At 57.9% G+C, this 24831-nt stretch carries 27 protein-coding genes and 2 pseudogenes; 23 read left to right on the top strand and 6 right to left on the bottom strand.

From position 1 onward, the window contains the following. The first annotated feature begins 63 nt into the window (after nt 1–63). The 6 genes from MN188_RS16065 to MN188_RS16040 all read left to right on the top strand — a co-directional run bounded on the left by MN188_RS16065 (nt 64) and on the right by MN188_RS16040 (nt 5045). Nucleotides 64–834: an IclR family transcriptional regulator gene (locus MN188_RS16065; RefSeq protein WP_242110287.1), complete on the top strand. Its 771-nt coding sequence runs from the start codon at nt 64–66 to the stop codon at nt 832–834. A gap of 3 nt (nt 835–837) precedes the next feature. Beyond that, complete coding sequence (locus MN188_RS16060; RefSeq protein ID WP_242110286.1) at nt 838–1869, top strand: aldo/keto reductase; 1032 nt, start codon at nt 838–840, stop codon at nt 1867–1869. Then, the gene (locus MN188_RS16055) at nt 1859–2686 is read left to right on the top strand and encodes an amidohydrolase family protein (protein ID WP_242110284.1); all 828 of its coding nucleotides are present in this window, start codon (nt 1859–1861) and stop codon (nt 2684–2686) included. The genes MN188_RS16060 and MN188_RS16055 overlap by 11 nt, the downstream gene beginning before the upstream one ends. Nucleotides 2687–2778: 92 nt before the next feature. Continuing rightward, entirely contained in the window at nt 2779–3429 is a 651-nt protein-coding gene (locus MN188_RS16050; RefSeq protein ID WP_242110282.1) for an RraA family protein, read from the top strand. An 18-nt stretch (nt 3430–3447) separates the two neighbouring features. Beyond that, nucleotides 3448–4185 carry an SDR family oxidoreductase gene (locus MN188_RS16045; protein WP_242110280.1) on the top strand — a complete coding sequence of 246 codons (738 nt, stop codon included), beginning with the start codon at nt 3448–3450 and terminating at the stop codon, nt 4183–4185. 11 nt (nt 4186–4196) lie between these two features. Next, on the top strand, nt 4197–5045 hold the full coding sequence (locus MN188_RS16040) for a fumarylacetoacetate hydrolase family protein (RefSeq protein ID WP_242110279.1): 849 nt from the start codon (nt 4197–4199) through the stop codon (nt 5043–5045). 105 nt (nt 5046–5150) lie between these two features. Here MN188_RS16040 and MN188_RS16035 read toward each other — a convergent pair. Together MN188_RS16035 and MN188_RS16030 are read right to left on the bottom strand one after the other, a co-directional pair. Continuing rightward, nucleotides 5151–5604 (bottom strand): annotated as a pseudogene (locus MN188_RS16035) (IS6 family transposase); the annotation flags it as partial. 313 nt (nt 5605–5917) lie between these two features. After that, nucleotides 5918–6934 (bottom strand): IS110 family RNA-guided transposase, encoded by a 1017-nt coding sequence (locus MN188_RS16030; RefSeq protein ID WP_242110367.1) that lies wholly within the window; start codon nt 6932–6934, stop codon nt 5918–5920. A gap of 26 nt (nt 6935–6960) precedes the next feature. On the opposite strand from MN188_RS16030, the gene MN188_RS16025 reads away from it, so the two are divergent. The 3 genes from MN188_RS16025 (at nt 6961) to MN188_RS17760 (ending at nt 10529) form a co-directional block, all read left to right on the top strand. Next, nucleotides 6961–7953 carry an IS30 family transposase gene (locus MN188_RS16025; RefSeq protein ID WP_242110278.1) on the top strand — a complete coding sequence of 331 codons (993 nt, stop codon included), beginning with the start codon at nt 6961–6963 and terminating at the stop codon, nt 7951–7953. Between the two features lie 111 nt (nt 7954–8064). After that, nucleotides 8065–9429, top strand: coding sequence for an ISNCY family transposase (locus tag MN188_RS16020; protein ID WP_242110277.1), 1365 nt, complete (start codon nt 8065–8067; stop codon nt 9427–9429). Nucleotides 9430–9773: 344 nt separating this feature from the next. Further along, entirely contained in the window at nt 9774–10529 is a 756-nt protein-coding gene (locus MN188_RS17760; RefSeq protein ID WP_242110276.1) for a hypothetical protein, read from the top strand. A 341-nt stretch (nt 10530–10870) separates the two neighbouring features. Here MN188_RS17760 and MN188_RS16010 read toward each other — a convergent pair whose 3' ends face one another. Beyond that, a complete protein-coding gene (locus MN188_RS16010) occupies nt 10871–11716 on the bottom strand; it encodes an alpha/beta fold hydrolase (protein WP_242110275.1) in 846 nt (281 codons plus the stop codon). Nucleotides 11717–11874: 158 nt separating this feature from the next. Here MN188_RS16010 and MN188_RS16005 point away from each other — a divergent pair, with 158 nt between their 5' ends. Continuing rightward, nucleotides 11875–12855 carry a helix-turn-helix domain-containing protein gene (locus tag MN188_RS16005; RefSeq protein ID WP_242110274.1) on the top strand — a complete coding sequence of 327 codons (981 nt, stop codon included), beginning with the start codon at nt 11875–11877 and terminating at the stop codon, nt 12853–12855. A 194-nt stretch (nt 12856–13049) separates the two neighbouring features. Here the strand turns inward: MN188_RS16005 and MN188_RS16000 are convergent, their stop codons facing one another. From MN188_RS16000 to MN188_RS15990, 3 genes are all read right to left on the bottom strand, one after another. Continuing rightward, complete coding sequence (locus MN188_RS16000) at nt 13050–13271, bottom strand: hypothetical protein (protein WP_242110273.1); 222 nt, start codon at nt 13269–13271, stop codon at nt 13050–13052. Nucleotides 13272–13440: 169 nt separating this feature from the next. After that, nucleotides 13441–13698 carry a helix-turn-helix domain-containing protein gene (locus tag MN188_RS15995; protein WP_242110272.1) on the bottom strand — a complete coding sequence of 86 codons (258 nt, stop codon included), beginning with the start codon at nt 13696–13698 and terminating at the stop codon, nt 13441–13443. A gap of 124 nt (nt 13699–13822) precedes the next feature. Then, a complete protein-coding gene (locus tag MN188_RS15990) occupies nt 13823–14101 on the bottom strand; it encodes a hypothetical protein (protein WP_420839009.1) in 279 nt (92 codons plus the stop codon). Nucleotides 14102–14286: 185 nt separating this feature from the next. On the opposite strand from MN188_RS15990, the gene MN188_RS15985 reads away from it, so the two are divergent. The 13 genes and pseudogenes from MN188_RS15985 to MN188_RS15925 all read left to right on the top strand — a co-directional run bounded on the left by MN188_RS15985 (nt 14287) and on the right by MN188_RS15925 (nt 24820). Continuing rightward, nucleotides 14287–14640: a hypothetical protein gene (locus MN188_RS15985; RefSeq protein ID WP_242110270.1), complete on the top strand. Its 354-nt coding sequence runs from the start codon at nt 14287–14289 to the stop codon at nt 14638–14640. Nucleotides 14641–14683: 43 nt separating this feature from the next. Next, nucleotides 14684–15304, top strand: coding sequence for a lytic transglycosylase domain-containing protein (locus MN188_RS15980; protein WP_242110268.1), 621 nt, complete (start codon nt 14684–14686; stop codon nt 15302–15304). Continuing rightward, entirely contained in the window at nt 15301–15594 is a 294-nt protein-coding gene (locus MN188_RS15975) for a TrbC/VirB2 family protein (protein ID WP_242110266.1), read from the top strand. The genes MN188_RS15980 and MN188_RS15975 overlap by 4 nt, the downstream gene beginning before the upstream one ends. A 12-nt stretch (nt 15595–15606) precedes the next feature. Next, entirely contained in the window at nt 15607–15885 is a 279-nt protein-coding gene (locus tag MN188_RS15970; protein ID WP_242110265.1) for a VirB3 family type IV secretion system protein, read from the top strand. Continuing rightward, nucleotides 15875–18250 (top strand): VirB4 family type IV secretion/conjugal transfer ATPase, encoded by a 2376-nt coding sequence (locus MN188_RS15965; protein WP_420839008.1) that lies wholly within the window; start codon nt 15875–15877, stop codon nt 18248–18250. The genes MN188_RS15970 and MN188_RS15965 overlap by 11 nt, the downstream gene beginning before the upstream one ends. A 225-nt stretch (nt 18251–18475) precedes the next feature. Beyond that, nucleotides 18476–19564, top strand: a complete 1089-nt coding sequence (locus MN188_RS15960) for a lytic transglycosylase domain-containing protein (RefSeq protein WP_338023255.1) — start codon at nt 18476–18478, stop codon at nt 19562–19564. Further along, nucleotides 19564–20238 (top strand): annotated as a pseudogene (locus MN188_RS15955) (type IV secretion system protein); the annotation flags it as partial. The gene MN188_RS15960 and the pseudogene MN188_RS15955, both read left to right, overlap by 1 nt. Nucleotides 20239–20402: 164 nt before the next feature. Further along, a complete protein-coding gene (locus MN188_RS15950; protein ID WP_242110262.1) occupies nt 20403–21056 on the top strand; it encodes a VirB8 family type IV secretion system protein in 654 nt (217 codons plus the stop codon). Nucleotides 21057–21098: 42 nt separating this feature from the next. Next, a complete protein-coding gene (locus tag MN188_RS15945) occupies nt 21099–21851 on the top strand; it encodes a TrbG/VirB9 family P-type conjugative transfer protein (protein WP_420839007.1) in 753 nt (250 codons plus the stop codon). Next, complete coding sequence (locus MN188_RS15940; RefSeq protein WP_242110261.1) at nt 21848–23239, top strand: TraB/TrbI/VirB10 family type IV secretion system protein; 1392 nt, start codon at nt 21848–21850, stop codon at nt 23237–23239. Before MN188_RS15945 ends, MN188_RS15940 begins: the two co-directional genes overlap by 4 nt. 3 nt (nt 23240–23242) lie before the next feature. Next, nucleotides 23243–24241 (top strand): ATPase, T2SS/T4P/T4SS family, encoded by a 999-nt coding sequence (locus MN188_RS15935; RefSeq protein ID WP_242110260.1) that lies wholly within the window; start codon nt 23243–23245, stop codon nt 24239–24241. Continuing rightward, nucleotides 24228–24425, top strand: a complete 198-nt coding sequence (locus MN188_RS15930; protein WP_242110259.1) for a DUF4177 domain-containing protein — start codon at nt 24228–24230, stop codon at nt 24423–24425. Before MN188_RS15935 ends, MN188_RS15930 begins: the two co-directional genes overlap by 14 nt. Further along, complete coding sequence (locus MN188_RS15925; protein WP_242110258.1) at nt 24422–24820, top strand: hypothetical protein; 399 nt, start codon at nt 24422–24424, stop codon at nt 24818–24820. The genes MN188_RS15930 and MN188_RS15925 overlap by 4 nt, the downstream gene beginning before the upstream one ends. The last annotated feature ends 11 nt before the right edge of the window (nt 24821–24831 follow it).

Genomic DNA, 24831 nt, shown 5'->3' with positions numbered 1-24831 from the left:
TGATTGTGTCAACTGAAATGTCTGATAAACTGCCACTGTGACGAATGGAGTGAGCAATTCGCAATGGAAGAAAATGGCAAATACCGCGCCCCTGCGCTGGACAAGGGGCTGGATATTCTGGAGTTGCTGGCCAAGTCAGCAGGAGCCCTCTCGCAGGCTGAAATTGCCAAGGAGCTAGGGCGTACGACAAACGAGAATTATCGGATGCTGGATACGCTCGTGCGGCGCAACTACGTGACCCGCACACCCGAAGGTGATCGCTATATGCTCAGCCTCAAGATGCTGGTCCTGGCCAACACCCACCCGCCGCGCCGGCGGTTGCTGGATATCTCAGAGCCGCGGATGCGTCAGCTGTCGCTGCAAAGCGAACAATCCTGTCACCTGGCAATTTGGGAAGATGGCGATGTCGTCATCGCCGCTGCATTCTCCGCACCGGGGAACTGGCGACAATCGCTGCGCCCCGGCGCTGTCATCGGCATTTTCAACACCGGGTCAGGCCGGATTCTGACAGCCTTCCAGTCGGAAGAAGCCCGCGCACGAATGCTGAACGAACACCAGCTGGTCGTTGGTGAAGACAAGACCGACATCACAACGTTTTCCAAGGAACTCGATCAGCTGCGCGATTTAGGGTGTGTTGTGGAACCCTCCAAGACCGTGCGCGGCACGACAAACATCTCTTTTCCAGTCCTTGATCCCTCGGGCAACGCCGTCGCCGCCCTGACCTGCCCATTCATCGAACGGATCGATGGCCACCCTGCACCACCGGTTGAAGAAGTAACCAAAATGTTTGGCGCCGCGGCAGAAGAGATCGGCCGCCAACTAAACGGAGACTGACACGTGGTAATCGCGACCAACACAATCGGTGAGACCGACCTGAAAGTTACTCAGCTTGGCCTTGGCGGCGCTAGTCTCGCCGGAATTTTCACAGCTGTGCCAGAGCAAGAAGCCCGTGCGACGATCGCGACGTCACTACAAGAGGGCATCAACTACTTCGACACCGCGCCTTTCTACGGTTACGGGCTTTCCGAACGTCTGATCGGTGACGGGCTGCGCGGGCAAGTTGGTGTTGTAATTTCGACCAAGGTTGGACGCATCCTCACGCCAGGTGCTGCGCCTGATCCCGGCGCATGGGTTGCAGCACTGCCATTCACGCCAGAATACGATTATTCCTATGATGGGGTAATGCGGTCCTACGAGGCGTCGTTACAGCGGCTTGGCCTAGACCGGATCGACATCCTGAACATCCACGACATCGGCAACCTGACCCACGGAGAAGAGGCCGGGCCAGCCCTGTTTGAAACCGCGATGACCAGCGGCTACCGTGCGCTTGAGGAACTGCGCGCCTCGGGTGCGATCTCTGCTTTTGGGTTGGGAGTGAACGAAGCCGCCGTTTGCGAGGCCGCGTTGGGCCGAGGTGACTGGGACATGTTCCTGCTGGCTGGACGTTACACTTTGCTAGAGCAGGAAACGCTCACAACGCTTTTGCCGAAATGTGCTGCCCAAGGCACCGATATCGTGATCGGAGGGCCGTTTAATTCCGGGGTTTTAGTTGGTGGTGACAGCTTTGACTATGGCGCGGTTCCCAACCACGTCGCACAAAAGGTCGCGGCCATGACTCGTGTTTGCGAGGCGCATGGCGTTGCCCTGCCTGCGGCTGCGCTGCACTTTCCCCTTGCCCACCCGGTGGTCAAAAGCACCATACCTGGACCGCGTAGCCCGCATGAATTGAAACAAATTCTGGACTGGTGGCATCAACCCATTCCTGCCGTGCTGTGGAGTGACCTGATCGCCGAAGGACTACTGCACCCTGACGCGCCCGTCCCGGCCCATCCGGCTCCGACTCAAAAGGACACCTGCCATGAGAATTGACGCCCATCAGCACTTCTGGAAGCTTTCACGCGGTGATTACGGCTGGATGGGGCCGGAACTGGGACCAATTTACCGTGATTTCCTCCCTGCCGATCTGGAGCCCTTGCGCAAGGCTGCCGGCGTGGAAAAAACAATCGTGGTGCAAGCCGCAGACACGGTCGCTGAAACCGAATTCCTGCTGGGTGTGGCCGAAGCGACAGAGTCGATTGCCGGAGTGGTCGGCTGGGTTGACATGGAAGCGGGTGACGCTATCGCAACCCTTGAATGGTTGGCGCAGAACCCGAATTTCAAAGGCATCCGGCCAATGATTCAGGACATTGAAGACGATGAATGGGTGCTGTGCCCGTCGCTTGACCCTGTCTTTGATGCCCTGATCGAAATGGGGTTGAGCTTTGACGCATTGGTGTTGCCGCGTCACCTGCACCACCTGCAAACGCGGCTGGACAAACACCCTGATCTGGCTTGCGTAATAAACCATGCCGCCAAGCCCGCGCTTGCAACTGGAGAACTGGATCACTGGCGCAAGGACATGGCGTCGATATCTGCCAACAGCGGTGCGCTATGCAAGCTATCGGGACTCCTGACTGAAGCGGGAGACTCACCCTCGCTGGAAGCAGTTTCTCCTGCCGCAGAGTACATTCTCGAGGCGTTCGGACCCCGGCGCATTATGTTTGGAAGTGATTGGCCCGTGCTGAACCTTGCAGGTGACTATGCTGTTTGGGTTCAGATGGTCGATACCCTGCTTGAGGGGTTGGATGCAGCGGATGCAGCCCGAATTTGGGGATCCAATGCCAAGAGCTTCTATCGGGTTTCATAGGGGAGACATGGATCACAGAAGCAGCGGCGCCATCCGCAACCTGTACTATCGCCACGGCAAACCTCAACTCCAAGGAACCAGAGGACCTTAATATGGATAACCCCAAGATAGACACGTTCAAGACCTGCTACACCGGCGTAATCCACGACGTAATGCGCGCGATGGGCTTGCGCAATTTCACGCTGCCCGCCCGGATCAAGCCGCTTCAGCCAGACATGACGCTGTGTGGCCCGGCGTTTACCATCGAGGGACGGCTTGATGAAACAGCAGATGCCCACGAGACCCTGCTGGCCTGGACCGGGCTTTTGTCGAAATGCCCTGAAGGGCACATCTGGACCGCCCAGCCTCATACGCACAGCCTTGCTCAGATGGGTGAGTTGTCGGCGGAAACCCTACATTTCAAGGGTGTTCTGGGCTGTGTTCTGGATGGAGCTCTGCGGGATAGCCACTTTCTCATTGATCTGGGGTTTCCCAGCTGGCGTACCCACCATACGCCACGCGATGTGGTAGCACAGTGGCTGCCCACGGGTGTGAATGTCGACATCATGATCGAAGACGTGTTGATCCGCCCCGGCGACTGGCTGCATGGAGACCGTGACGGAATGGTCCGTATTCCGGTCGAGCATCTGGATGAGATTCTCGAGAAATCTTTGGCTGCGATGCAGACCGAGAACCTGGTGCGCACGGCAATCCTTGCGGGGTCGGACCCGCAGGAAGCCTATATCAAATACGGAAAATTCTGAGACCCGGAAGGAAGACATATGGGACGACTGAGTGGAAAAACCTGCCTTGTTACAGCGGCAGGTCAGGGGATCGGGCGCGCCTCGGCCTTGGCGATGCAGGCCGAAGGGGCAAAAGTTTTTGCCACAGATGTGAACGACGCTGCTCTGAAAGAGCTTTCAGAGCAGGGGCTTGACACATTTCGGTTGGATGTCATGGACCCGGAGTCAATCGCAGAGGCCGTTGAAAAAACCGGGCCCTTGGACGTTCTGTTCAACTGTGCCGGCTTTGTGGCCGCGGGAACGATCCTCGAGTGTGACGAGGAGCAATGGAGCTTTTCCAACGACCTGAACGTCACCGCCATGTACCGGATGAACCAGGCGTTCCTGCCAGGCATGCTGGCAAACGGCGGTGGGTCGATCATCAACATGGCCTCGGTCGCATCGTCCGTTATAGCGGCACCGAACCGATTTTCCTATGGGACTACCAAGGCTGCAGTGATCGGCATGACCAAATCCATCGCAGCGGACTTTGTCACGCAGGGGGTGCGCTGTAACGCAATCTGCCCGGGCACAGTGGAAAGCCCGTCGCTGCACGAGCGGCTGCGCGCCACCGGTGATTATGACGGGGCGCTTGCGGACTTTATCGCCCGCCAGCCAATTGGTCGGATCGGCAAAGCCGAGGAAATTGCCGCGCTTGTCGTCTATCTGGCGTCAGAGGAATCTGCCTACACCACCGGGGTGGCGCATGTCATCGACGGCGGCTGGGCCAATACATAAGGGACACAGAAATGAAACTTGTTAGATTTGGAGCGCCGGGTGCCGAGAAACCGGGTATTTTGGATGCCGACGGAACGATCCGGGATCTGTCGTCGGTGGTTGATGATATCAGCGGTAAAACTCTGTCCGATGAGGGGCTCCGTGCTGTCGCCGCTACCGACCTTTCAACCCTTCCCGAGGTCAGCGCTGATACCCGTCTTGGCCCCTGCATCAGCGGGACAGGGAAATTTATCTGCATTGGCCTGAATTATGCCGATCATGCCGCCGAAAGCGGGCTGGATGTGCCACCCGAGCCGGTGATTTTCATGAAAGCCACTAGTGCTATCTGTGGACCCAATGATCCGATCATCATCCCGCGTGGGTCTGAGAAAACCGACTGGGAAGTAGAGCTAGCCGTGGTGATCGGCAAGCGCGCCAAGTATGTCTCGGAAGCTGACGCAATGGAGTATGTGGCGGGCTATGCCGTGACCAATGACGTGTCCGAGCGCGCCTTTCAGATCGAACGCGCCGGGCAATGGACCAAAGGAAAAAGCTGTGACAATTACGGCCAGATCGGGCCGTGGCTGGTGACGCGCGAAGAGGTAGCCGACCCCCAAAACCTGTCCATGTGGCTGACTGTGAACGGCAAAAAGATGCAGGACGGATCGACCGCAACCATGGTTTATAGCGTGGCCCATGTTGTGTCATATTTAAGCCAGTTCATGAGTCTGCATCCAGGTGATGTGATTTCAACCGGGACCCCTCCGGGTGTGGGAATGGGGCAGAAACCACCGCAATACCTGAGCCCCGGCGACGTGGTTGAGCTGGGTATCGAAGGCCTGGGCGTACAACGCCAGGACGTGATTGCTGACCCGGAGTAACCAACGGGCCAGAGCCAACAACAAAGCCGCCAAATGCCATCGCCATACCTGGTCGGGACCGTAAACTTGACTTGCTCGGACATTGGAATTCCAACACCCCTGCATTCAGGTGACCGAAATCTGTGCGATTTCGCGCCATGTTTGCATTGCGAGAGAGCGCATTTCCCGGAAGCTGTTGGATAGCATTTCTTGGCGTGACAGGTGGAACAAATTTGGCGACAGGATCGTTGATGAAAACAAAACGCTGCAACTGGCCCGGGGATTTGAACCGCTTCATTACCCTTTCTCGCTGTCGCGTTGACTGATGAGAGTTCTCGGGCCGGTTGTTCAATCTTTTGTGTGATCGGTGTTCGACACCGGGCATTATCTCCCGCTTCGCCGCAACGTACGAGCGCAATTTGTCTATGACCATGACGCGCGGAGCTGATCCTTTTCGCTTGAGCAGTTTGCGCATGAGGTGCCTGGCTGCCGTTGAATTGCGGTGGCTTTGCACCAGAACATTCAGAACAAAACCGTCCTGATCGACCGCACGCCATGGCCAGTGTTTCTTGCCACGGATCAGCGTCTGGCGCGTTATCTGGCATCCGCTTTGGAGCGACAAATTTAACATAATAATGTGTGGATGCCCCGGTTACTGTGAGTGAATTCAAAGTCATAGAACGTCTGATCGGGTGCAGTCATGTGTCCGGCCTCTGATGTGCCGCAACACTGGCGGCGGGCCTTTATGGAGATGCGAGGCGTGGGTCCAGATCACCTTAGCGGGCTCGAGGGCCGCTTTATTATCCTGGTTTTCCCACTGCCGATCTCATGATCGTCGTGTTCCGTAACTTGTCCTTCGTCCTCTCAGTCCTGCCGGTATCCGGATCTCGCGGTTAAGCGGCGACCTGAATTTCGTAATCCTGTTCTTTGGTCATCATTGCCCAAAGTCGTCTGGCCATGCGGTTTGCCAATGCAACGGCAACAACCATGCGTGGCCGCTTCTCAAGCATATGCGCAAGCCATAGATCTTCGCAACGGCCTTTGCGTTCGCTTGCGCTGATCACTGACATCGCGCCGATAATCAACAGCTTTCGCACGTCTCGCTGGCCCATCTTCGTAATGCGCCCAAGCCGATCCTTGCCACCAGTTGAGTGTTGTCGCGGGACCAAACCTAGCCAAGCCGCGAAGTCGCGACCTTTCCTAAAGTTCTGAGCAGGGGGGCAGAAAGCTTGAATTGCCATCGCTGACATCGGCCCAATTCCTGGCATTGTCTGTAGTCGCCGCGCGTCAGCGTTGCGCAATGCGCCTTTCTTGATTTTGACATCCAGCTCCGCGACTTCACGATCGACGGCCTCAATCTGCCGGAGATAGGCTTCCACCATGGAGATGACGGCTTCTGGAGCGGTGCCAAACTCTGCGCGACATCGCTCAGCGAACAACCGGCCATTTCGGCGCTGTTGAGGCAACACGATTCCATACTCAGCCAAGTGCGCGCGAACAGCATTGATGAGCTGTGTACGCTGCCGGACGAACATCTCGCGTGTTCGAAACAACATGGCCTGAGCCTGCTGTTCCTCATCTTTCACGGCAACCGTGCGCATGGATGGCCGAGATGCGGCCTCGGCAATTGCTTCCGCGTCCAGCGCATCGTTCTTGTGGCGTTTGACAAACGGTTTGACGTAAAGTGCGGGAATGAGCCGGACCTCGTGACCGGCAGCTTGAGCAATACGACCCCAGTGATGAGCAGACCCGCAAGCTTCCATAGCGACAATGCACGGCGGCAGATCTGAAAGCACTTTCTGGAACTGCGGACGTGTCAGTTTCTGTCTTAAATTAACATAACATTCCTTATCAGCCCCGCAGATGTACGCGCGGGCACATTCTAAACTGGGTTGCGACAAATCCCCTATCTTGCTGAAAAGCAAGGAGAACGAACATGGCCCACACAGAGCTGGATTTGCGTGAGAGACGCGCAATCGAAGACATGTTGAACGCGAAGATGCCAGTAAGCAAGATCGCGTCCGAGATCGGCAGGCATCGCTCTACAGTCTACCGCGAGATTAAACGCAATCACTTCGAAGATGATGAGCTGCCACATTTGAATGGCTACTATGGCGTGAATGCGCAAAGAGTAGCTGATGCCAGGCGTGCTCGTCGGCGCAAGTTGATCCGGCTGGAAGGTTTGCGCGCCCATGTCGTAAAGCAGTTGAAAGCCGGCTGGACCCCGGAACAGATTGCGGGCCGGCTTGGTTATGATGGCCAGCCGGTTCGAGTGAGCCATGAAACCATCTACGCTTATGTCTACAGTCGCGAAGGTCAGTCTGAACAGTTGGCCCGCCATCTCCCCAGTCGTCGCAAGAAGCGGCAATCGCGCTACGCCAGACGGCCCAGAGGCCAAGTTTTCCCGCCGGATCGGTCCATCCATCAACGCCCGGAGCACGTGAAGACCCGTGAGACCTTCGGTGAATGGGAAGGCGATCTGATGATCTTCGAGCGCGCTCAAGGTAAAATGAATGTCGCCTCTCTGGTCGAACGCAAAACTCGATATGCTGTCTTGTTCCGAAACAATGATCGCAGTTCCACACATCTGATGAACAAGCTGATGGATGTGATGGAGCGCCTGCCCCAACCGGCACGGCGCTCGATCACCTTCGACCGTGGCTTCGAATTCCGCGAATGGCGTAGGCTGAAATCCGGCATTGGCACGGAAAGCTGGTTCTGTGATCCGCAAGCTCCTTGGCAAAAAGGATCGGTCGAGAATCTGAACAAGCGGGCACGTCGTTTCCTGCCACGTGACACCCAGCTCGCGGCGCTCTCAAATCGCTATATGAAGGCGATTTGCGAGCGCCTGAACGGAACACCTAGAAAGTGCCTCGGATGGCGCACACCGACCGAGGCGTTCAGGGAAGAGATTATGAAACTGAGATAGCGGAAAACGTCGCAACGACCCTTGAGCCATCACGCAAAGTTAGAATGTCCCACATCTGCAAAGTAGAAGTGTCACACTTCCCTGTTGATCAAGCAGGATTGGAGTGTGGCCGTGGGATTGGTGATCATGAGCGAACGCGAACTGAACCGCATTGAGGTACTTAGCCAAGTGACCCAAGGCACGATGACGGCTGTGACTGCGGCCAACGTGTTAGGACTGAGCCGACGACAAGTGCATCGGTTGTTGAAGGATTTCCACACGGATGGCCCGGCTGCGATCCGCCACAAAGCACGTGGACGCCGATCAAACAATCGGATCGACCCTGCGGTGCGTGAGTTCGCAGTGACGTTAGTCAAAGAGTACTACGTGGACTTCGGGCCTACATTTGCGGCTGAGAAGTTGGCTGAAGACCATGACCTGAAGGTATCACGTGAGACACTGCGCAAATGGATGCAGGACGCCGGGATCTGGTTAAGCCGCAAACAACGGCGCACATTTCATCAACCCAGATTACGTCGCGAATGTCTGGGTGAACTCATTCAGATCGACGGCTCTGATCATCGCTGGTTCGAGGATCGCGGGCCGCCGTGCACCCTGCTCGTGTTTATCGATGACGCGACCAGTACGTTGATGCAGCTTCGGTTTGTGCAATCGGAAAGCACGTTCAGCTATTTTGAAGCCCTCGATCTGTATCTGGCGGCGCATGGGCGGCCGGTTGCGTTTTATTCAGACAAACACACGGTGTTCCGTGTCGCTAATCAATCCGCCAAGTCTGGGCATGGGATGACCCAGTTTGGTCGCGCCCTGAACGCGCTAAACATCGAGATTCTCTGCGCAAACAGCTCTCAGGCGAAAGGGCGTGTGGAACGCGCAAACCGCACCTTGCAGGACCGTTTGGTCAAGGAACTGCGGCTTGCAGGCATTTCGGACATGGACGCTGCAAACGCTTTCCTTCCGAGTTTCACCGAACGCTACAACGCCAAGTTTGCAAAGGCCCCACGCCGCGCAGACAATCTGCACCGGCCGATGAACATCGAACCTGATCGCCTGCGAGATGTCTTCTGTTCCCGCGACGAACGGCTTGTTGGCGCGCAACTGGCATTCTCCTACGAACGTAAGCGGATCATCCTGGCCGAGAATGAAATCACACGCGGTCTGCCGGGCAAATACGTAGACACATATGCATTCCCGGACGGTGGGTTTGAAGTCCGCTGGAAAGGTGTGTCACTGCCCTACTCCGTGTTCGACAAAGATCAGCGCGTGACCCATGCCGCCATCACAGAGAACAAACATCTCAGTGCCGTACTGAAGCACATCAAGGCAGAACAAGACAAAGCGGCTCCACAAAAACGACGCGCTGGCAAACAAGCCACCCGCTATCAGCCCACCGGCAAACGCAACGACGGCTGGAACTCAAAGCTCGCACGGCGGGCCAAGGAAAAGGTAAAATCGGCGTCAAAACACGCCGCCGAATAACCCCGCCCGCATGGCTGTTCAGCGCTCCGATATATGAGGTCTACGCCCTGCACAGCCACGCTCCGACAGCACCAAGTGGGACATTTCTACTTTGCGGAGGGAGGGACATTTCAACTTGGTTGCAACAGCAGATCGCGAATGTGCGCTTGGCCAAGTCTACGCCTAAAATATGTATGTTTTCCATAGTCTTATCCTCCCTATTCGCGACCATTAGGGTCGCTCCGGTCCAATTATAGACCAACAGGAGGGGCATCCAATCCATCACCTTATGCGATAATATACTTATCGTTGCGATAGTATATTTTTGTTTGTATGCTGAACTCCACTTAAGGAGGCTCCTCAGCATGCGTCGTACATTCCAAGCGCTCCTCCCTTCTATCGCAATTGCGATAGCCATAACAGGTGTATCGCTTCCTACGCCCACGCGCGCGCAGACGTACCCAATCGACTGCGCGATCCTCCTATGCCTATCTGGCGGATGGCCCGCTTCCGCCCCTTGCACTCGGGCTCGCGCCGAATTCATCCGGCGGATTACACCTTGGCCAATCGAACCTCCGCTCCAAATCTGGCGATGTCCTATGGGAGTGTCCTATGAGACTGATCAGCAACCGAGCAATTCGGGCCGTATGTTAGAAGCATTTTTCAAAACCGTCGGCAACAGGCCGCGCCAATCCTTTCCAGCGTTGGATGCCCCCCAGGTTATTAAGTCAACCGAGGCCGTTTGGCGTTCTTCAGATTCCCATTTAGAGTTCGTTCCCGCCGACCATACCCTCCGCCTTGTTCAGGATCGCGCGGACATTGATATCAGCGGGCCGGATTTCAATTTCGTGCGGACCATTCGCGTCTTTGATGTGCGAAACGCCTGGCAAAACGACTCCGGGCGTGACGGCGAATGCAGTCGCGGCGCACTGGTTCTCCTCGGCACCTACGGAACCCAAGGCGACTTCTCCTGGCAGCTATCTTCCACGTCTGCCCTTCCCCCCGCGCACACGGGCCTTGAACGATGGGGGGATCATTGTCCCAGCATCTATCATCGGTCTGTATTCGTGGATTGGCGCGACTACGAGGGCAACTATGGTTTTGAGCAGGTGAACTATTAACGTAGCGCCAACCTTGTCCGTTTCACTACACGTGTCAGACGACACGTAGTTTTGCCATTTGGCACCCAATTTCAATCTATTGACGATAGACCCCCATTCCTTGTGCTCGCGGCTGATTTGCGTGACAGATGGCGAAGCCGAGAATGCGACCATTTCTAATCGGATTGCCCGGAAAACGGCGGCGGCGGGTCAGACAGCCCCGCCGCCGATAGCGGACATTCAGTTCCGGTGGAGCGAATTCACACAATGCGGGACAATCCGGAATTTCGCTGCATCTGCACCAATGGCGGCTTTCTAGATGAGTCGAGCGGCCATCTATGCGATGCCCGCTCGGAACAAGCCTATTGTGTTTTCAGCCAGTCTCTAATCGCAGCCGAGTAAACTGCCGGGTCTTGGAACATGGCGAAGTGGCTCACGCCGTCCAAGGTCAGCAGCGCTGCGCCGGGAATAGCCTCGGCGATGGCTGCAGAATGCGCCGCCAAAATCGCCTCGTCGTATTCGCTTTGCACGACGAGTGTCGGTACAGTGATCGCTTCAACAAGCGCCAATCCATCCGCCTTGTCCGCGAACCACATCTCTGAAATGCCGCCGACGAAGGCTTCAAAGCCCTCTGGTGTCGGAGACATCTTTGCGTAATCGCCTGCCATCATTCCGACATATCCGCCAAAAACCTCATTTGTCTCAACCGCTGGATCGACACCCGCAAGCGTCACATTCCCGGCATGTCCAAAGTGGCTGGCCAAGCGATCCGGCGCAGATTTCGAGATTTCATACCCGATATTGGCACCATCCGACCAACCCACTAGATGAACTTTGTCGACGCCAAGGAAATCCAGCAGTGCCACATAGTCGGTTGCCAAGAGCTCGATGCTGTAGGCGCTGCCATCGTTTGTGGATCGCCCATGCCCGCGTGTGTCTGCCACGATGACGCGGTAGTCTGCCGACAAATCAGCAACTTGACTGGCCCAGATATCGCCATGCGCCAAACCGCCGTGGATCATCAGGATCGGTGTGTTATCTGCGTCGCCATAGGTCGCGAAGTACATTGAGATGCCGTTGACATCGGCCTGCCCTGCCTCTGCCGCTTCTGGCATCGCGGGAGCGACCGGAATGGACATCCACGCATCCTCTGCAAGTGCGGCTGAGGCAAAGCCCATCGCGGCAATCGTCGTCAAAATCTTAAACATCTGCTTCTCCCTTTGAGTTTTCCGGCAGCTTCAAAGCTGCCGCACGCTCTGTTAGTCTACAAAGGCACGACAGAGACCGTTATCATGCTTGCGCAGGTGTCAGAGGCCGGAGGATCAGAAAAATACGCATATTATCAAATATTTGTGCGCCCGATTACTTGCTAAGTGCAAATCCTGGGGTCATTCTTGACGCGCAGTACCATGATTTTGACGAGCAGGCTGAACGATTGATCGGGTTTGACCAGACCTATCTACAGCTGACGCCTGGTCCTTTTACCGGCCGCTTTCTATCCTGCTTTCTGAGCGACAATATCTCGATTCATCTGGAGCATTGCACGCAGGCGCTTGAACAATCCGTGACGGGGTCAGTTGACGTCGTGACCATTGGTGTTCTGGCAAGTGCGGGTGAAGACTTTTGCCTGAATGGTGGTGCCTTCACAAGTGACACTGTCATGATCGCGATGCCCGGTTCCACCTTTCACTTGCACAGCCCTGTTGAGGGTGCAGTTATTGCGATCCTTATTCAGAAGGATTTTCTGCAATCCCATCCGGGATTGTCTGATCAGACACTTAACTGGCTCTTTGCTCCTGGTTTTGGCACTGAGCTTTTGAATGCCCCGCAACTCGCACGTCGCATTCGCGAAGACGTGGTTCAAGCGCTTCAAAGCGCGAGTTTTGACGGAACAGGGCAGGCATCCGCTGCAAATATCGGCGAGGCTCTGCTTGCGGGTCTTGTGTCTAAGTTGTCACTTGAGACTGCGGGACAGGGCAGTAGTCTCTCGAATATGATTGGCGCGCCGTCCTATGAGAAATTTATAGCAGGCCGAGATGTAATCCACAGGAACTGGGAAAAAATTCACAGCGTGGATGATTTGCTTGCGCAAACGGGAGGCGGACGTCGAACACTTCAGAATTCCTTCGCATCGCACGTCACACTTGGCCCGTTGAGCTATCACCGTGTGTTGCGTTTGCACATGGCGAGACGCGCATTGAGGGATCCTTCGCAATTCAGAGCGTCAATTGGGGATATTGCCGCTCGTCACGGGTTCTGGAATTGGAGCCAGTTTACGAAATTGTACCATTCACACTTCGGCCAATTGCCCTCAGATACACGCGTTGAAGCGGGTCAGTTGAACTGAAAGGAAGCCGCCATTCGCGCAAATTGCAGCATCGGTCAAGTTGGGCTCGTTGCAGACCTTCTCTGCGCCTGAGACGAATGTCGACTTACTTGCTGTCAGCTTCAGCTGTGCTGACCATCAAGATCAACGCGAGGACCTCTCGTCGACAACGTTCACTTCTCAGGTACTCACGGTCGTTGACGACGACGCCAACTCTAGCTGGGCGCGCAAATACGCGTTAAACCATCAAAGTCGATTTCGCGCTTATCAACATCACTGAGATCAGGCTGGCAACAAGACACCCGCTGCGGACCTTTGATGTCCCACCGCACCGCAAGCGCGCCCGTATTCCAGCGATAGACCCACCCAACCACATTTTTCTCATCCGCTCCGATCAAATTCGCAATCGCAACGGCTTCATCCTCATTTTCGTACACTGGCTACTTGCTTTCTTTACTGTGGTGGTGGGGAAAGCAACGCGGGATCCCGAAGGGTTCGCTGCATCCGCATACCGGGCAATGGTTACATCTGGTCGGGCATGTTGTTTTCGAAAGTGGTCTTCACGTCAGACCTGTATGGTTTTGAGTTCTTGATTGATGACCTAGCTCAAATCCTGTGGTCGGGCTCCGTGGCGGCTTCGACGATCGCCAAAATCTCTGAAGCGTCAAAACCGATCGCTCTTGCCAGTACAATGAGCTCAACGACATCGATCCGGCGCTCGCCACTCTCGAGACGCGCGACAAGAGATTGGTGGCATTTGAGCCTTGCTGCCAATTCTTTCTGACTGAATCCAGCCTTTTGCCGCGCGTCGACCAACGCCTGGCGGAGTGCCTCCTGTCCTTTGCTTCTGATTGTTTTCGCCACGCGTCACACACCTTTCGTGACGTCGCTAGCGGATGAAATCTGTTATCTAAAAAGTGGATATTTGAGGGCGTTATCGGTGCTGTGTTTTCACGGGCTGCAAGTCTGCTACGCCCCGCGCGACCCATCAATCCCCCACCAGTTGCAGAAACCGACCGTATTCTTCACTGACGTCCCGTGCTTCACCGAACGCACGTGCTCGCTCAGCTTCAAGACAACGGAAGTAGTTTTGCACGTCTGAGATGTAGGTCTCGAAGTCCTGCCGGATGATGCCGGCGTAGTCATGGACTGCTCGCGAATCACTTGGCACAAACGGACGAGCGGGTGCGAGACAGGTTTCGGCAAAACCTACACCCGGAAAGAGAATGAGCAACGCTACAGCCTGCAATGTGAGCAGCCGTTTCAACCGGAGGTTTCTGAAACCCCTATTTTCCTTGATAGACGCCAATGGCCGTGCCTAGAGTTTGAGTAACCGAGATACAGCCGTATCTGTCGCAATATATCTTGCGGTCATTAATATACTATCGTAACTCTAGGCTTCAAGTGGGAATGCCTGGGTGTTGCGCGTTTGAAGAAAGCGTGAGCCGGGCCATGAACTGGGACATCGAAGCACCAAATGTGGTCACGGAAGCACGATTCCGCGAACTCGTGGAGAACGGCTATAGCGCTGAAATCCTGTGCCAGGCATCTGCGCACAAGAAGGGCCCGAGCTATTACGGGCTCTGGGTCATGCGCGTCGTCTCCGACGAAGGTGTGGAAAAGCTCCTGGTCACCGCGCGTACACGGACCACATATAACGACATCAAGATCCGCGAGTTCAAGACGATCACCGGCGTGGTGTCCTTCCTCATCGGCATTGGCTTCACCCATGCTGATGTGCCTCTCGAAGAAGGCCAGAAGACCTCGCACAAACTACCTGCATCTCACAAAGGCAGTAGCGGCTAGCTTTCTCCTTTCCTGGCTTATGACTGCGCCTGCACCCGCACAGATGGTGCTGGTCATGGAAAGCGACGGGTCGCTCCGGCCTTCGCAATCCCAGGAACATTTTTCGCGCAACTACAATGACGGGGTCGGCCAAGGGTCTGCCGCTGACCGGCTGCGTATCTTTAGTGACAATGAAACCGCCGAACAGGGTGAAGAGGTCCGGGTCGCCGCCGCTGCACCCCGTGCTCCGGTTGCCCGCCCGGAAATCTTGACTGCGATCCGGGAGACAGGTCTGCGCTATGCAAGCCATCGCGGTCTTCGCGTCGCAGACATCACGGTCACCGACTGGCTGAACCTCTATCGCGCCAATATCGAGATCGAGAGCGCCTACAATCCACGCGCCATCTCCCATGCCGGGGCCATTGGCCTTGGACAATTGATGCCCGCGACAGCCAAGACGCTTGGTGTCGATCCGAATGACTGGCGGCAGAACCTCGATGGCTCGGCACGCTATCTCGCGACGATGCTGAGAGAGTTTGGTGATCCGCGCCTGGCGCTGGCTGCCTACAACGCCGGGCCCGATGCCGTGCGTCAGTACAAAGGCATCCCCCCTTTTCGAGAAACCCAAAATCATGTGGCCCGCGTCCTTGCCGTCGTCGCCCGCCTGAAAGGAAATCACTCATGAACAACTACACCTCACTATTCATAGCCGCGCTGGCGGTTTGTCTGTTCGCCGCGGAACCTGCGCTGGCACAAAGCATCGATCTTTCCCCGATCCAAAGCCTGCTGCAGGGGATCGTCGATGCGCTCACCGGCCCGCTCGGGATCGTCATCGCCACCCTTGCGGTGATCGGTGTCTTCCTCAGTTGGTTCTTCAACATCATCGATCTGCGCCAGGCGCTCTGGGTTCTGGTCGGCATCGCAGGTGTTGCGGCCGCACCGACCATCGTTGCTGCCGTTTGGGGCGGTTCCTGAAGGTTTGGATTGATGGCCGAGCGATCTCCCCTCTTCCTGGGCCTTGTGCGCCCGCCGAAGCTTCTCGGCCTGCCGATCATGTATGCCATGGTCTGGCTCTTCGGCACGGTGCTCCTCTTTGTCTGGACGCAGCACATCGTGGTGCTCGGGATCGCTGCCATCCTTTATCCGATCCTGTGGAAGGCCGCGGATTGGGACCCGCGCTTCATCGACGTGATGCTGACGGCCTTGCAGGAAACCCCGCCGACCCGGAACCGGGCGATCCACGGGGGCGACAGCTATGCGCCATAATGAAGTCCTGGACGAGACCATGGATGAGCGCACCCTGATGCCGGAGTGGTACGCGCGCGAAAAACACCTCGCGCATATGCTGCCTTACGTCAGTCTCGTCGATGACAACACGGTGCGGACTCGGGTCAACGAACTCTTCCAGTGTATCCGGCTCGGCGGCGTGAACAGCTATACCAGTGATGACGCCTATCTCGACAAGGTGACCGCGCTCTTTGCCCGGATCATCGCGCAGCTCGGGCCCGAGTTCAGCTATTATGTGCACAAGGTCTCGAAGTCGATCACTCCGGATTTGCTCCCGGTCAAAGGTGATGGCTTCGCGGCGGCGGTGGATGAGGCCTGGCGGGCAAAACTGGGAAATGCGGGCCTCCGGGACAAGACCCTGACGCTGACCGTCATCCACCGCCCGCCACCCAGGAGTTTTCTCGGGTTCGTGAACCGTTCTGCGCCGGATCGGTTCAAGGAAGAGACTGCGAAGCGGGTCAGGCGCTTGAAAGAGGCGGTCGGCGTTTTCACATCGGGTCTGGCAGAGCTCAAACCCCGCATCCTTTCTGCGGCCTCCGGCGAGTTGGTTGGTTTTCTGGGCGCGCTCAATACCGGCCGCGAGCTGCCACTCTATCCGGCCAACCGGTTTGGCTTCCTCGCCTACAACGTCGCCAACACCCGCGTGACTTTCCTCGAGGATCATTTCGAGCTCTCTGACGGCGTCGTTGGCCACCGCTTCGGCAAGAGCTTCACCATCGGCGAATACGCCGAGGCCACGACCTGCACCATGTTCGACATGCTGAACCTGCCGGTCGATTTGATCGTCACGCACTCCTTCACGCCGATCAATTCGAACCTGATGGCAGGCCGGATCAAGCGCCAGAAACGCCAGATGCAGGCCTCCCAGGATGCGGCACTGTCGCTCCTGGAAGCACTCGACATTGCGCACGATGATCTCGAAGCCAAGCGCCAGAGTTTTGGCGAGCACCACATGGTCGTCACCGTCTTCAGCGACAGTCTTGAGGAATTGCAAACCCTCGGCGCCGAGATCGTCAACGCCGCAGCCGCCGAGGGCGTGAAAATGATCGGTGAGCGGATGGCGGCCAAGTCTCATTATTTCAGCCAGCATCCGGGCAACCAGCCGAAGCGGGTTCGCGCCAGTGCTGTCACGAACCGCAACTTCGCGGATTTCGCGGCGCTGCATCGAACCCAGCTTGGCAAGGAAAAACACCAGCTGCCTTGGGGACAGGAGATCACGCTCTTTCCGACGCCGGAACAGAGCGCCTATCGCTTCTCCTATCACGAGCAGGGATCACCCGACAAAGAGCCCACCGGTGGACATACCCTGATCCTGGGCCGACCTGGTTCCGGCAAATCCGTCCTGTCGGCCTTTCTGATGACCCAGGCCCGCCGCGTCGGTGCGCGCATCTTCGTCTTCGACTACCGGCTCGGCATGGAAATGGCGGTCCGCGCCAATGGCGGTCGCTACGCCTCGATCAAGGCCGGACAGGCGACAGGCCTCAACCCCCTCTGGACCGAGATTGATGACCGGGGTGCCGCCTGGCTATCCGATTGGCTGGCCTCGCTGCTCTACCGTTCGGACAAACCGCTGACGCCGGCCCAGACCAACCGCGTCCAGGAGGTCGTTCGCCAGAACGCCACCGCTACTAACCCCGCCCTGCGGAACTGGAAGGACTTTGCGTCGCTCTTCGTCTCGACCGATGACAATGGCGATCTGCACCAGCGATTGCTCGAGTGGACCGAGGATGGCCGCTACGGCTGGATCTTCGGCCAAAGCCTTGAGGACACCTTCTCGCTTGAAGGCGATGTGGTCGGCTTCGATCTCACCGGCATTCTCGACAGCGAAAGCGAGAAGGAACGCATGGCCGTGCTCTCCTATCTCTTCCGCCGCATCGAGCGGGAGATCGAAGACCGCCGGCCCACGATCATCGTAATCGACGAGGCCTGGAAGGCGCTCGACAACGCATACTTCGCCGAGCGGCTCTCGAACTGGCTGGTAACGGCCCGGAAGCAAAACACCGTCGCGGTGATGATGACGCAATATGCCAGTCAGCTCGAGCGCACGCGCACCGGCAAAACCATCATCGAGGCTGTCCCAACCCAGATCCTGCTCCCGAACATCCGGGCCCATGCCTCCGACTACGCGATGCTGAACCTCTTCGAGAAGGAGCTCGACGTCTTGCTCAATACCGGCAGCGCCAGCCGCCTGGCGCTTATTCGCGACGATAGCGGCTCCGTGGTCGTTGACGCCGATCTCTCGGCCCTTGGTTCCTACCTCACCATCCTTGGCGGCATGGAAAAGGGCGAGGCACTGGTCGGTACTGACTATCGCGACCGGCCTGAATTCTGGAGGTTTTCATGATCCGTTTATTTGTTCTGTTCCTTGTCATCGGGTCCTTGGCCGCTTGTGAGCAATACCGCGAGCCCCAGGCGAATTGCTTCGACGTCGTCTCCCGAGGCCCAGCACCTTACGATTGTGATTTCAAACCGCTTGGCGGCCCTGATGTTCCGGACGAGGCGAATGATTAGGGCCGGTGCCTTCTCGGCTTCACTTGTGTTGTGGGCGGTATCCGTCGCCGCACAAGGCGTGCCTGTCAACGATGCCGGATTGACCGCGCGTGACATCGTCGAAACCGGTGATCGTGAGGCCGATCTTGCGGTCCAGCGCCAGAAGTTGACGGTGGAAGAACAGCTGACCGAGATCGAGCAGGAGCAACTCGCCGTCCTGCGACGCATCCTTGAAGCCCAGACGAGTTTCGGTGGTATAGGCGTGACCGGCATGGTCTCAAACCTGGAGGGGGGCAGCGGGGATGCGGCCCGCTCTGCCCTCGCCGTCTATGGCTCGGGTGATGTCGATCCCAACCCCGGCGGTGCACAGATGTTCGGGGATGCGGCGGCAAACATCGAGCAGCTGATCATTCGGGTCGCGCAGGAAACCCATGGACGGCCCGGGGTCGGGCTCGCAGGTCTTTCCGTGGTGCAATGGCGCGCCCTGTTGCAGGCACTCATCTGGCAGGAGAGCCGCTTCTCTATCGGCGCCCGATCGCATGTCGGCGCCTACGGTCTTACCCAGATCATGCCCGGCACGGCCAGCGATCTCGGCATCAATCCGGCTTACTACAACAGCCCCTATCTCCAGGTCGAAGGCGGCGCGCGGTATCTCGCAGCTCAGCTCAACACGTTCGATGGCAACATCATCAACGCGCTTGCCGCCTATAACGCCGGCCCGGGCCGCGTCATCGAATATGGTGGGGTGCCGCCCTTCAAGGAAACCCGGCACTACGTCACGGTCATCCCGGAGCGCTACAATCTCTACCTCGCGCGGATAGGCGGCATCGAAGCGCTCGGCACAATCGATCCCGCGCTTCTCGCCAATGCCAATCTCTCGCTCACCGGCCATGGTGCCGCCTTTTACGGCAACGGTGCGACTGCCGCGATCCAGCAGGCCGCCTTGCGTATCCAGGACATCGTCACGCGGATCGGCAGCACGTCGGATGTTCAAGAGAGCATGGCGCTCAACACCTATGCCCGAGCCGAACTCGTCCGCCTCATGGCCGCGCGCATTCGCCTGAAGGCGGCACGCACACAACCCCTTACCGCGGCCCAACTCGCCCAGGCCGCCGCCCGCATGGCTGAGGGCAATTTCATGGAATTCACATTGGAGGTTTTGGATTGATGTTCCAGCAACGTCGTTTCCCGCACTTGCTGCGCAGTACCACGCTTGTCAGCGCCATCGCGATTGGAAGCTGCATTTTCGCCAGCACTCCGGCCCAGGCCCAGGGCGTGCCGGTCGTCGATACCCAAAACATCGCGCAAAACATCCAGCAGCTCCGGCAGATGATCGAAGATGAAATCCTGCAAAACGAGCAGCTGGCGCAACTTCGCGAACAGCTTGCCACACTCAGGGATCAACTCGCGGAGCTACAGAAAACCTATGAGGCGCTGACGCGCCTGGCCGAACTGCCCGAGATCATCCGGACGCAGATGGAAGAGGAGTTGAACGGTCTCCTTGATCGGGAGTTCGGTGACATCATCGCCACGATCGAGGCGATCAAGACCGGGGATTTCTCCAGGCTCACAGGCTCCGGGGCCGGCGAGATCGAAACCCAGATGGACCGGGTGCTGGCCGATCTCGGCTTTGACGATGATACGCTCCGGGAGATGGCCACCAGCGGCAACGCGAGCGCCAACCGTATCGCAACGCAAGCCACCACCGGCGCCCTGGTCTCGGCCGCGGCCCAGAACAGCTATGACGATGCCGGGCAATCGCTCGAGCGCGTTGATCGGCTCGTCGGTCTCATCGATGACATGGATGAGCTCAAGGAAAGCGTCGATCTCAACACCCGCGTGACCGCAGAACTCGCCATCGCGCTCGTGGCTATGTGGCAGCTCGAAGCGGTGCAGACCGTGGGTGACGGTACCGGTGGTGTCATCGATGCCGCCACCATCGCCGAGGAGCAGCGCTTCATGGAATTCACCCTCCCCACTCTTCGAGCGGATTAAGGGAAAAAGCTTTGGACGAAGAAACGGCAATCATCGAAGAAGAACTGGTCTACGGCGCCCTGCGCCGGGAACGGCTCTGGCAACGCCTGGGGCTTCTGGGGCTGATCTTTGGCATTCTCGGATGCCTGAGTGCTGCCGCTGTTGCGATCCTAGATGTGGATCCACCACCCGTTGTCGTGCCTTACGATCCCGCCACCGGCTTTGCCCTGCCGGAGGCCTCGGTCGGCGCCACCACCGTCACCGAAAACCAGGCCATCATCGAAGCCGAAGTCTTCCGCTACGTGACCGATCGAGAGGTCTATAACCAGCTCGACAATGATGTCCGCATTCGCAGCGTGCTGCGCCGCTCGGACGGGGCCGCGCAGGCCTCATTGCGCCAAATCTGGAATTCGGCGAACGCGCAATACCCGCCGACCGTTTACGGGCCAAACGCCCGGCTTGATGTCGAGATCCTCAGCATCAACCGGATCGGCAACAACCGGGCAACCGTTCGGCTGCGCAAACGCCTGACTTCCATCAACGGGGTTCAGGCGGGGCTGTTCACGGCGACGATGCTTTTCGAATTCCGCCCCGAGACCCGCCGCACCATCGATGAGGTCTGGACCAACCCCTTTGGCTTTACCGTCGTTGAATACTCGATCCGTTCGGACAGATTGGAGAACTAGTAAGTGCGTTTCTGGAATACAAAATCCAAGATCCTGTTGCCAATGTCCCGAGAGCGCGAAGCGCGGCAGGGTATTGGCAACGCAACTCGATCCGGAAACGCACATGCGTTTTTTGTTACATTCCTGTGTTTCTTGCTCTCAGCCGAGTTCGCTATCGCCGAAGCAATCCCCCGTGGTGGAGCAAAGGATCGGCGCGTGCGGATCGCCACCTACCAGGACGGCCAGGTCTATCGGCTCAGTGTTTCGCTCACCCATGTGACAACCATCGAATTCGGTGAGGGTGAAAGCATCCGTTCCATCATCGCCGGCGATACCGAAGGCTTCGAGATCGATGGCGTACCCGGCGGGCGCGCCTTCGCCATCAAACCGCTGGCGCGCGGCGTTCATACCAACGTCACGGTCTATACCAATCGCCGGAGCTATTATTTCAACCTCAACGAGGCCTCGAGCCCTACCTTTTACGTGGTCCAGTTCCGCTACCCTCAGGACAACCGCCGCCCGGCAAATGCGATCGCGCGTGCAGCGCCAAACTATAACTACGGCGCCAGTGCGCGGACCGAATTCACCCCGACGCGCATCTGGGATGACGGGACTTTTACTTATTTCGCCTTCCCACGAAACGCACCGGTCCCGGCCATCTTCCGTTATGCAAACGGCCGTGAGCGCACGGTGAATACCGGGGCCATCGAAGATGGCGCCATCCGTGTCTCCGGGGTGAGCCGCCAATGGGTGTTGCGGCTCGGCGAAGAGGTCGTCTGCATCGAAGCGACGACGCCCTCGGGAGCGGGCTCATGAGCGACAACAACGCCGATCTCGAACAGCGCCTCGCCGCCCTCGAACAGGGCAACCCGCGACACGGGCCCGCACCGAAGCGGCGATCCCCATTGCTGGCACTCCTCATCGTCGGATTGATCCTCGTTGGTGGTGCGCTGCTATACCTCATGTCAAAGCCCGAGGAAGAGATCGCCCTGCCAACGGCGACGCCGGACGAGTTCCAGGCCGAAGGCGACGGGTTCGGTGAGATTGAACCCTTTGTGCCACCCCCCGCCCCGGAGCCGGAAATCGTCGTAGTCACCCCCGGTCCGGTCGAACCCAATGCCGAACTGCTGGCACAGATCACCGCCCTGCAGGCCCAGATCGAGGAGCTAAAGAATGCGCCGGAACCCGTGGTCGAAGAAGACACGGCTGCGGCTGAGGCCATCGACGCGCTGACCGCGCAGATCGCGGCATTGCAGGCGGCGTCAGAGGGAGCACAGGAACAATTCCGAGAGGAGCTTGCCGCCCGAGACCGTGCAATGCAGCAGCTGCGAACGGACCTCGAGCTGGCCCGGCTCGAAGCCAGCAAACCAACCCCTGCGCCGCTCGGACCAACCGAGGATGAGCTTCGCGCCCGGGAAGAAGAACGGCTGCGACGAGAGGAAGAGGCCCGGCGCATGGCCGAGCTCCAGCGCCGGGCGGACGAAGAACGCGCCTTCCAGGAACGCCGGATTGCCTCCCCTGTCATTGCGTTCGGGGGAACTGCCGGGGCGAATACCGGCGAGACAGCACTTTCCGAGCGCAGTTTTGGCGAAGTGACTGATTTCGTACTGAACGGCGCGTTGCCCAGCACCGTGACCCAAGCCGAGGTGATCGCCAACCCCTCAAACACCGTCATTCAGGGGACGATGATCCAAGCCGTTATGGAAACCGCGCTCGACAGCTCCCTGCCCGGCCAGACCCGCGCTATCATCTCCGAGGATGTCTTCAGCTATGACGGAACGCGGCTCCTGATCCCGCACGGTTCGCGTCTGATCGGACGGTATCGCTCAGGCATCGAAATTTCGCAGCGCCGTGTCACCATCGCCTGGGATCGGATCATCCTGCCAGATAATCAATCGATTCAGATCAGTGCATTCGGCGGCGACGAACTTGGCCGCTCAGGGGTGACGGGATTCGTCGATACGCGCTTTGCCCAACGCTTCGGTTCCGCCGCGCTCATCTCGATCATCTCGGCAGCTCCTAGCGCTGCCGCCGCCCAGGTTGACAATGAAACCACGGCCGAAGTTCTCGAAGACGTGGGCGATGATCTGGCGGATGCCACAGACAGCGTGATCGGCGAATACCTTTCCATCGGCCCGGTCATCCATGTCGACCAGGGCGCGCGTGTCACCGTAATGGTGGATCGCGATCTGGAGATATTCTGAGCCATGACACTCTCCTACCTCCAGGCCTCGCTCGACAAGCTGAAGGATGCCGCCCGCGATGACGTGATCGAGATCTGCATCAATCCGGACGGCGCCTGCTGGGGAGAATTCCAGGGCGATCATTTCATGCGGGCCTTGGACCAGCGGCTGAGCGTCACCGAAGTGCGCGACCTCGGCAACCAGATCGCGTCCTCTGCCAGCACTACCATGAGCAAGGACAAGCCGATCGTCTCTGTCTCGATCACCTATCGCGACCGACCGATCCGTGCCCAGGTCGTCACCCCGCCCGCCGTGCTTTCAGGCATGTCGATCTCGCTCAGGTTCTTCTCGAGCCTGCCGCTGGACCGGATTGAACTGAAGTTCCTCTACGGCGAAGAACGTAAACTTGAGGAATTGCGCCAAGAGAAAAACCGTGCGCTGCGTGATGTTGTGGCCGCAGGTGACATCAGCGATGCCCTGAAATTCTGCGTCGAGAACAAGCTCAACATGATTGTCTCCGGTGGCACCTCGACCGGCAAGACCGTCGCCGCTCGGAAAATTCTGTCCCATGTCGGAGACGAGGAGCGGATCGTTACAATTGAAGAAGCAGCGGAATTGCTCCCCGCTCAGCCGAACGCCGTCACCCTGATCGCCAACCGCGACGCGGAGTTCCAGACTGCCGACGTGCTGCTGACGGCCACGCTGCGCATGCGGCCCGACCGGATCATCCTCGGCGAGGTGCGCGGCAAGGAGGCCATGACATTCCTTGAAGCCATAAACACCGGCCATGGCGGCTCGATGACGACATTGCATGCCGAAACACCTCAGCTTGCAGTGCAGCGACTCGCCATCGCCGCGCTCAAGACCGAAATCCCCATGACCTACCAGGACATGGTCCAATACATCGAAAGCTCGATCGACGTGATCATCCAGGCGGGCCGCGAAGACGGCGCGCGCGGCATCACCGAATTCTATCTCCCCGGAACCGACACAAGTGGAGGCACTCACAATGAAGAAGTTTGAATACCAAATCATCTCCTATCCAATGGACAAGAAAACCAGCCTCATCACCATGCAGGACGATCTGAACGCCCGAGGCCAAGATGGCTGGGAAGTCGTCTCGGTCAGCACTTCCGAGTTTGCGCATATCGGCCACACGGCGTTTCTCAAGCGCGAGATATCCGGCGCCCAAGAGGATGGCACATGAGGTCGACCATTCTTATCGCTGCTCTGGCCGCGACGGCGTCTCCGGCTGCGGCGGAGCGCAACCTGGTTCCGTCACTTGGCAGTGAACCAGACGTTTGCGTCGACCGCCCGACAGAACCGGATTGGATGCAGAACATCAGCATTCGAGAAGCCTACAAACGTGTGTTGGTTCAGGACATTTACCGTGCGCAAAGCATGAAGCGGATTGTAGCGGCCAACTCCTGTGCCTGTGACGTGCGGTTTCCACCATGGGATGCTGCGGAAGCCGAATTCCGCAAGAGATTTGCCTCTGTCGAACGCTGGGAAATGTTGGAAGCCTCCGATGGCTACAACAGCCGAGCCAATATGCTGAGACCCGAGGCGATGGCAATCTGCCAGGCGGCCGGGAACTGGTAGGCGTGACAAAT

Source organism: Aliiroseovarius subalbicans (assembly GCF_022678625.1).
GTDB classification, from domain to species: Bacteria; Pseudomonadota; Alphaproteobacteria; order Rhodobacterales; family Rhodobacteraceae; genus Aliiroseovarius_A; species Aliiroseovarius_A subalbicans.
Note: the sequence above shows the minus strand (reverse complement) of the source record. Positions and strands in the feature narration are given on the sequence as shown.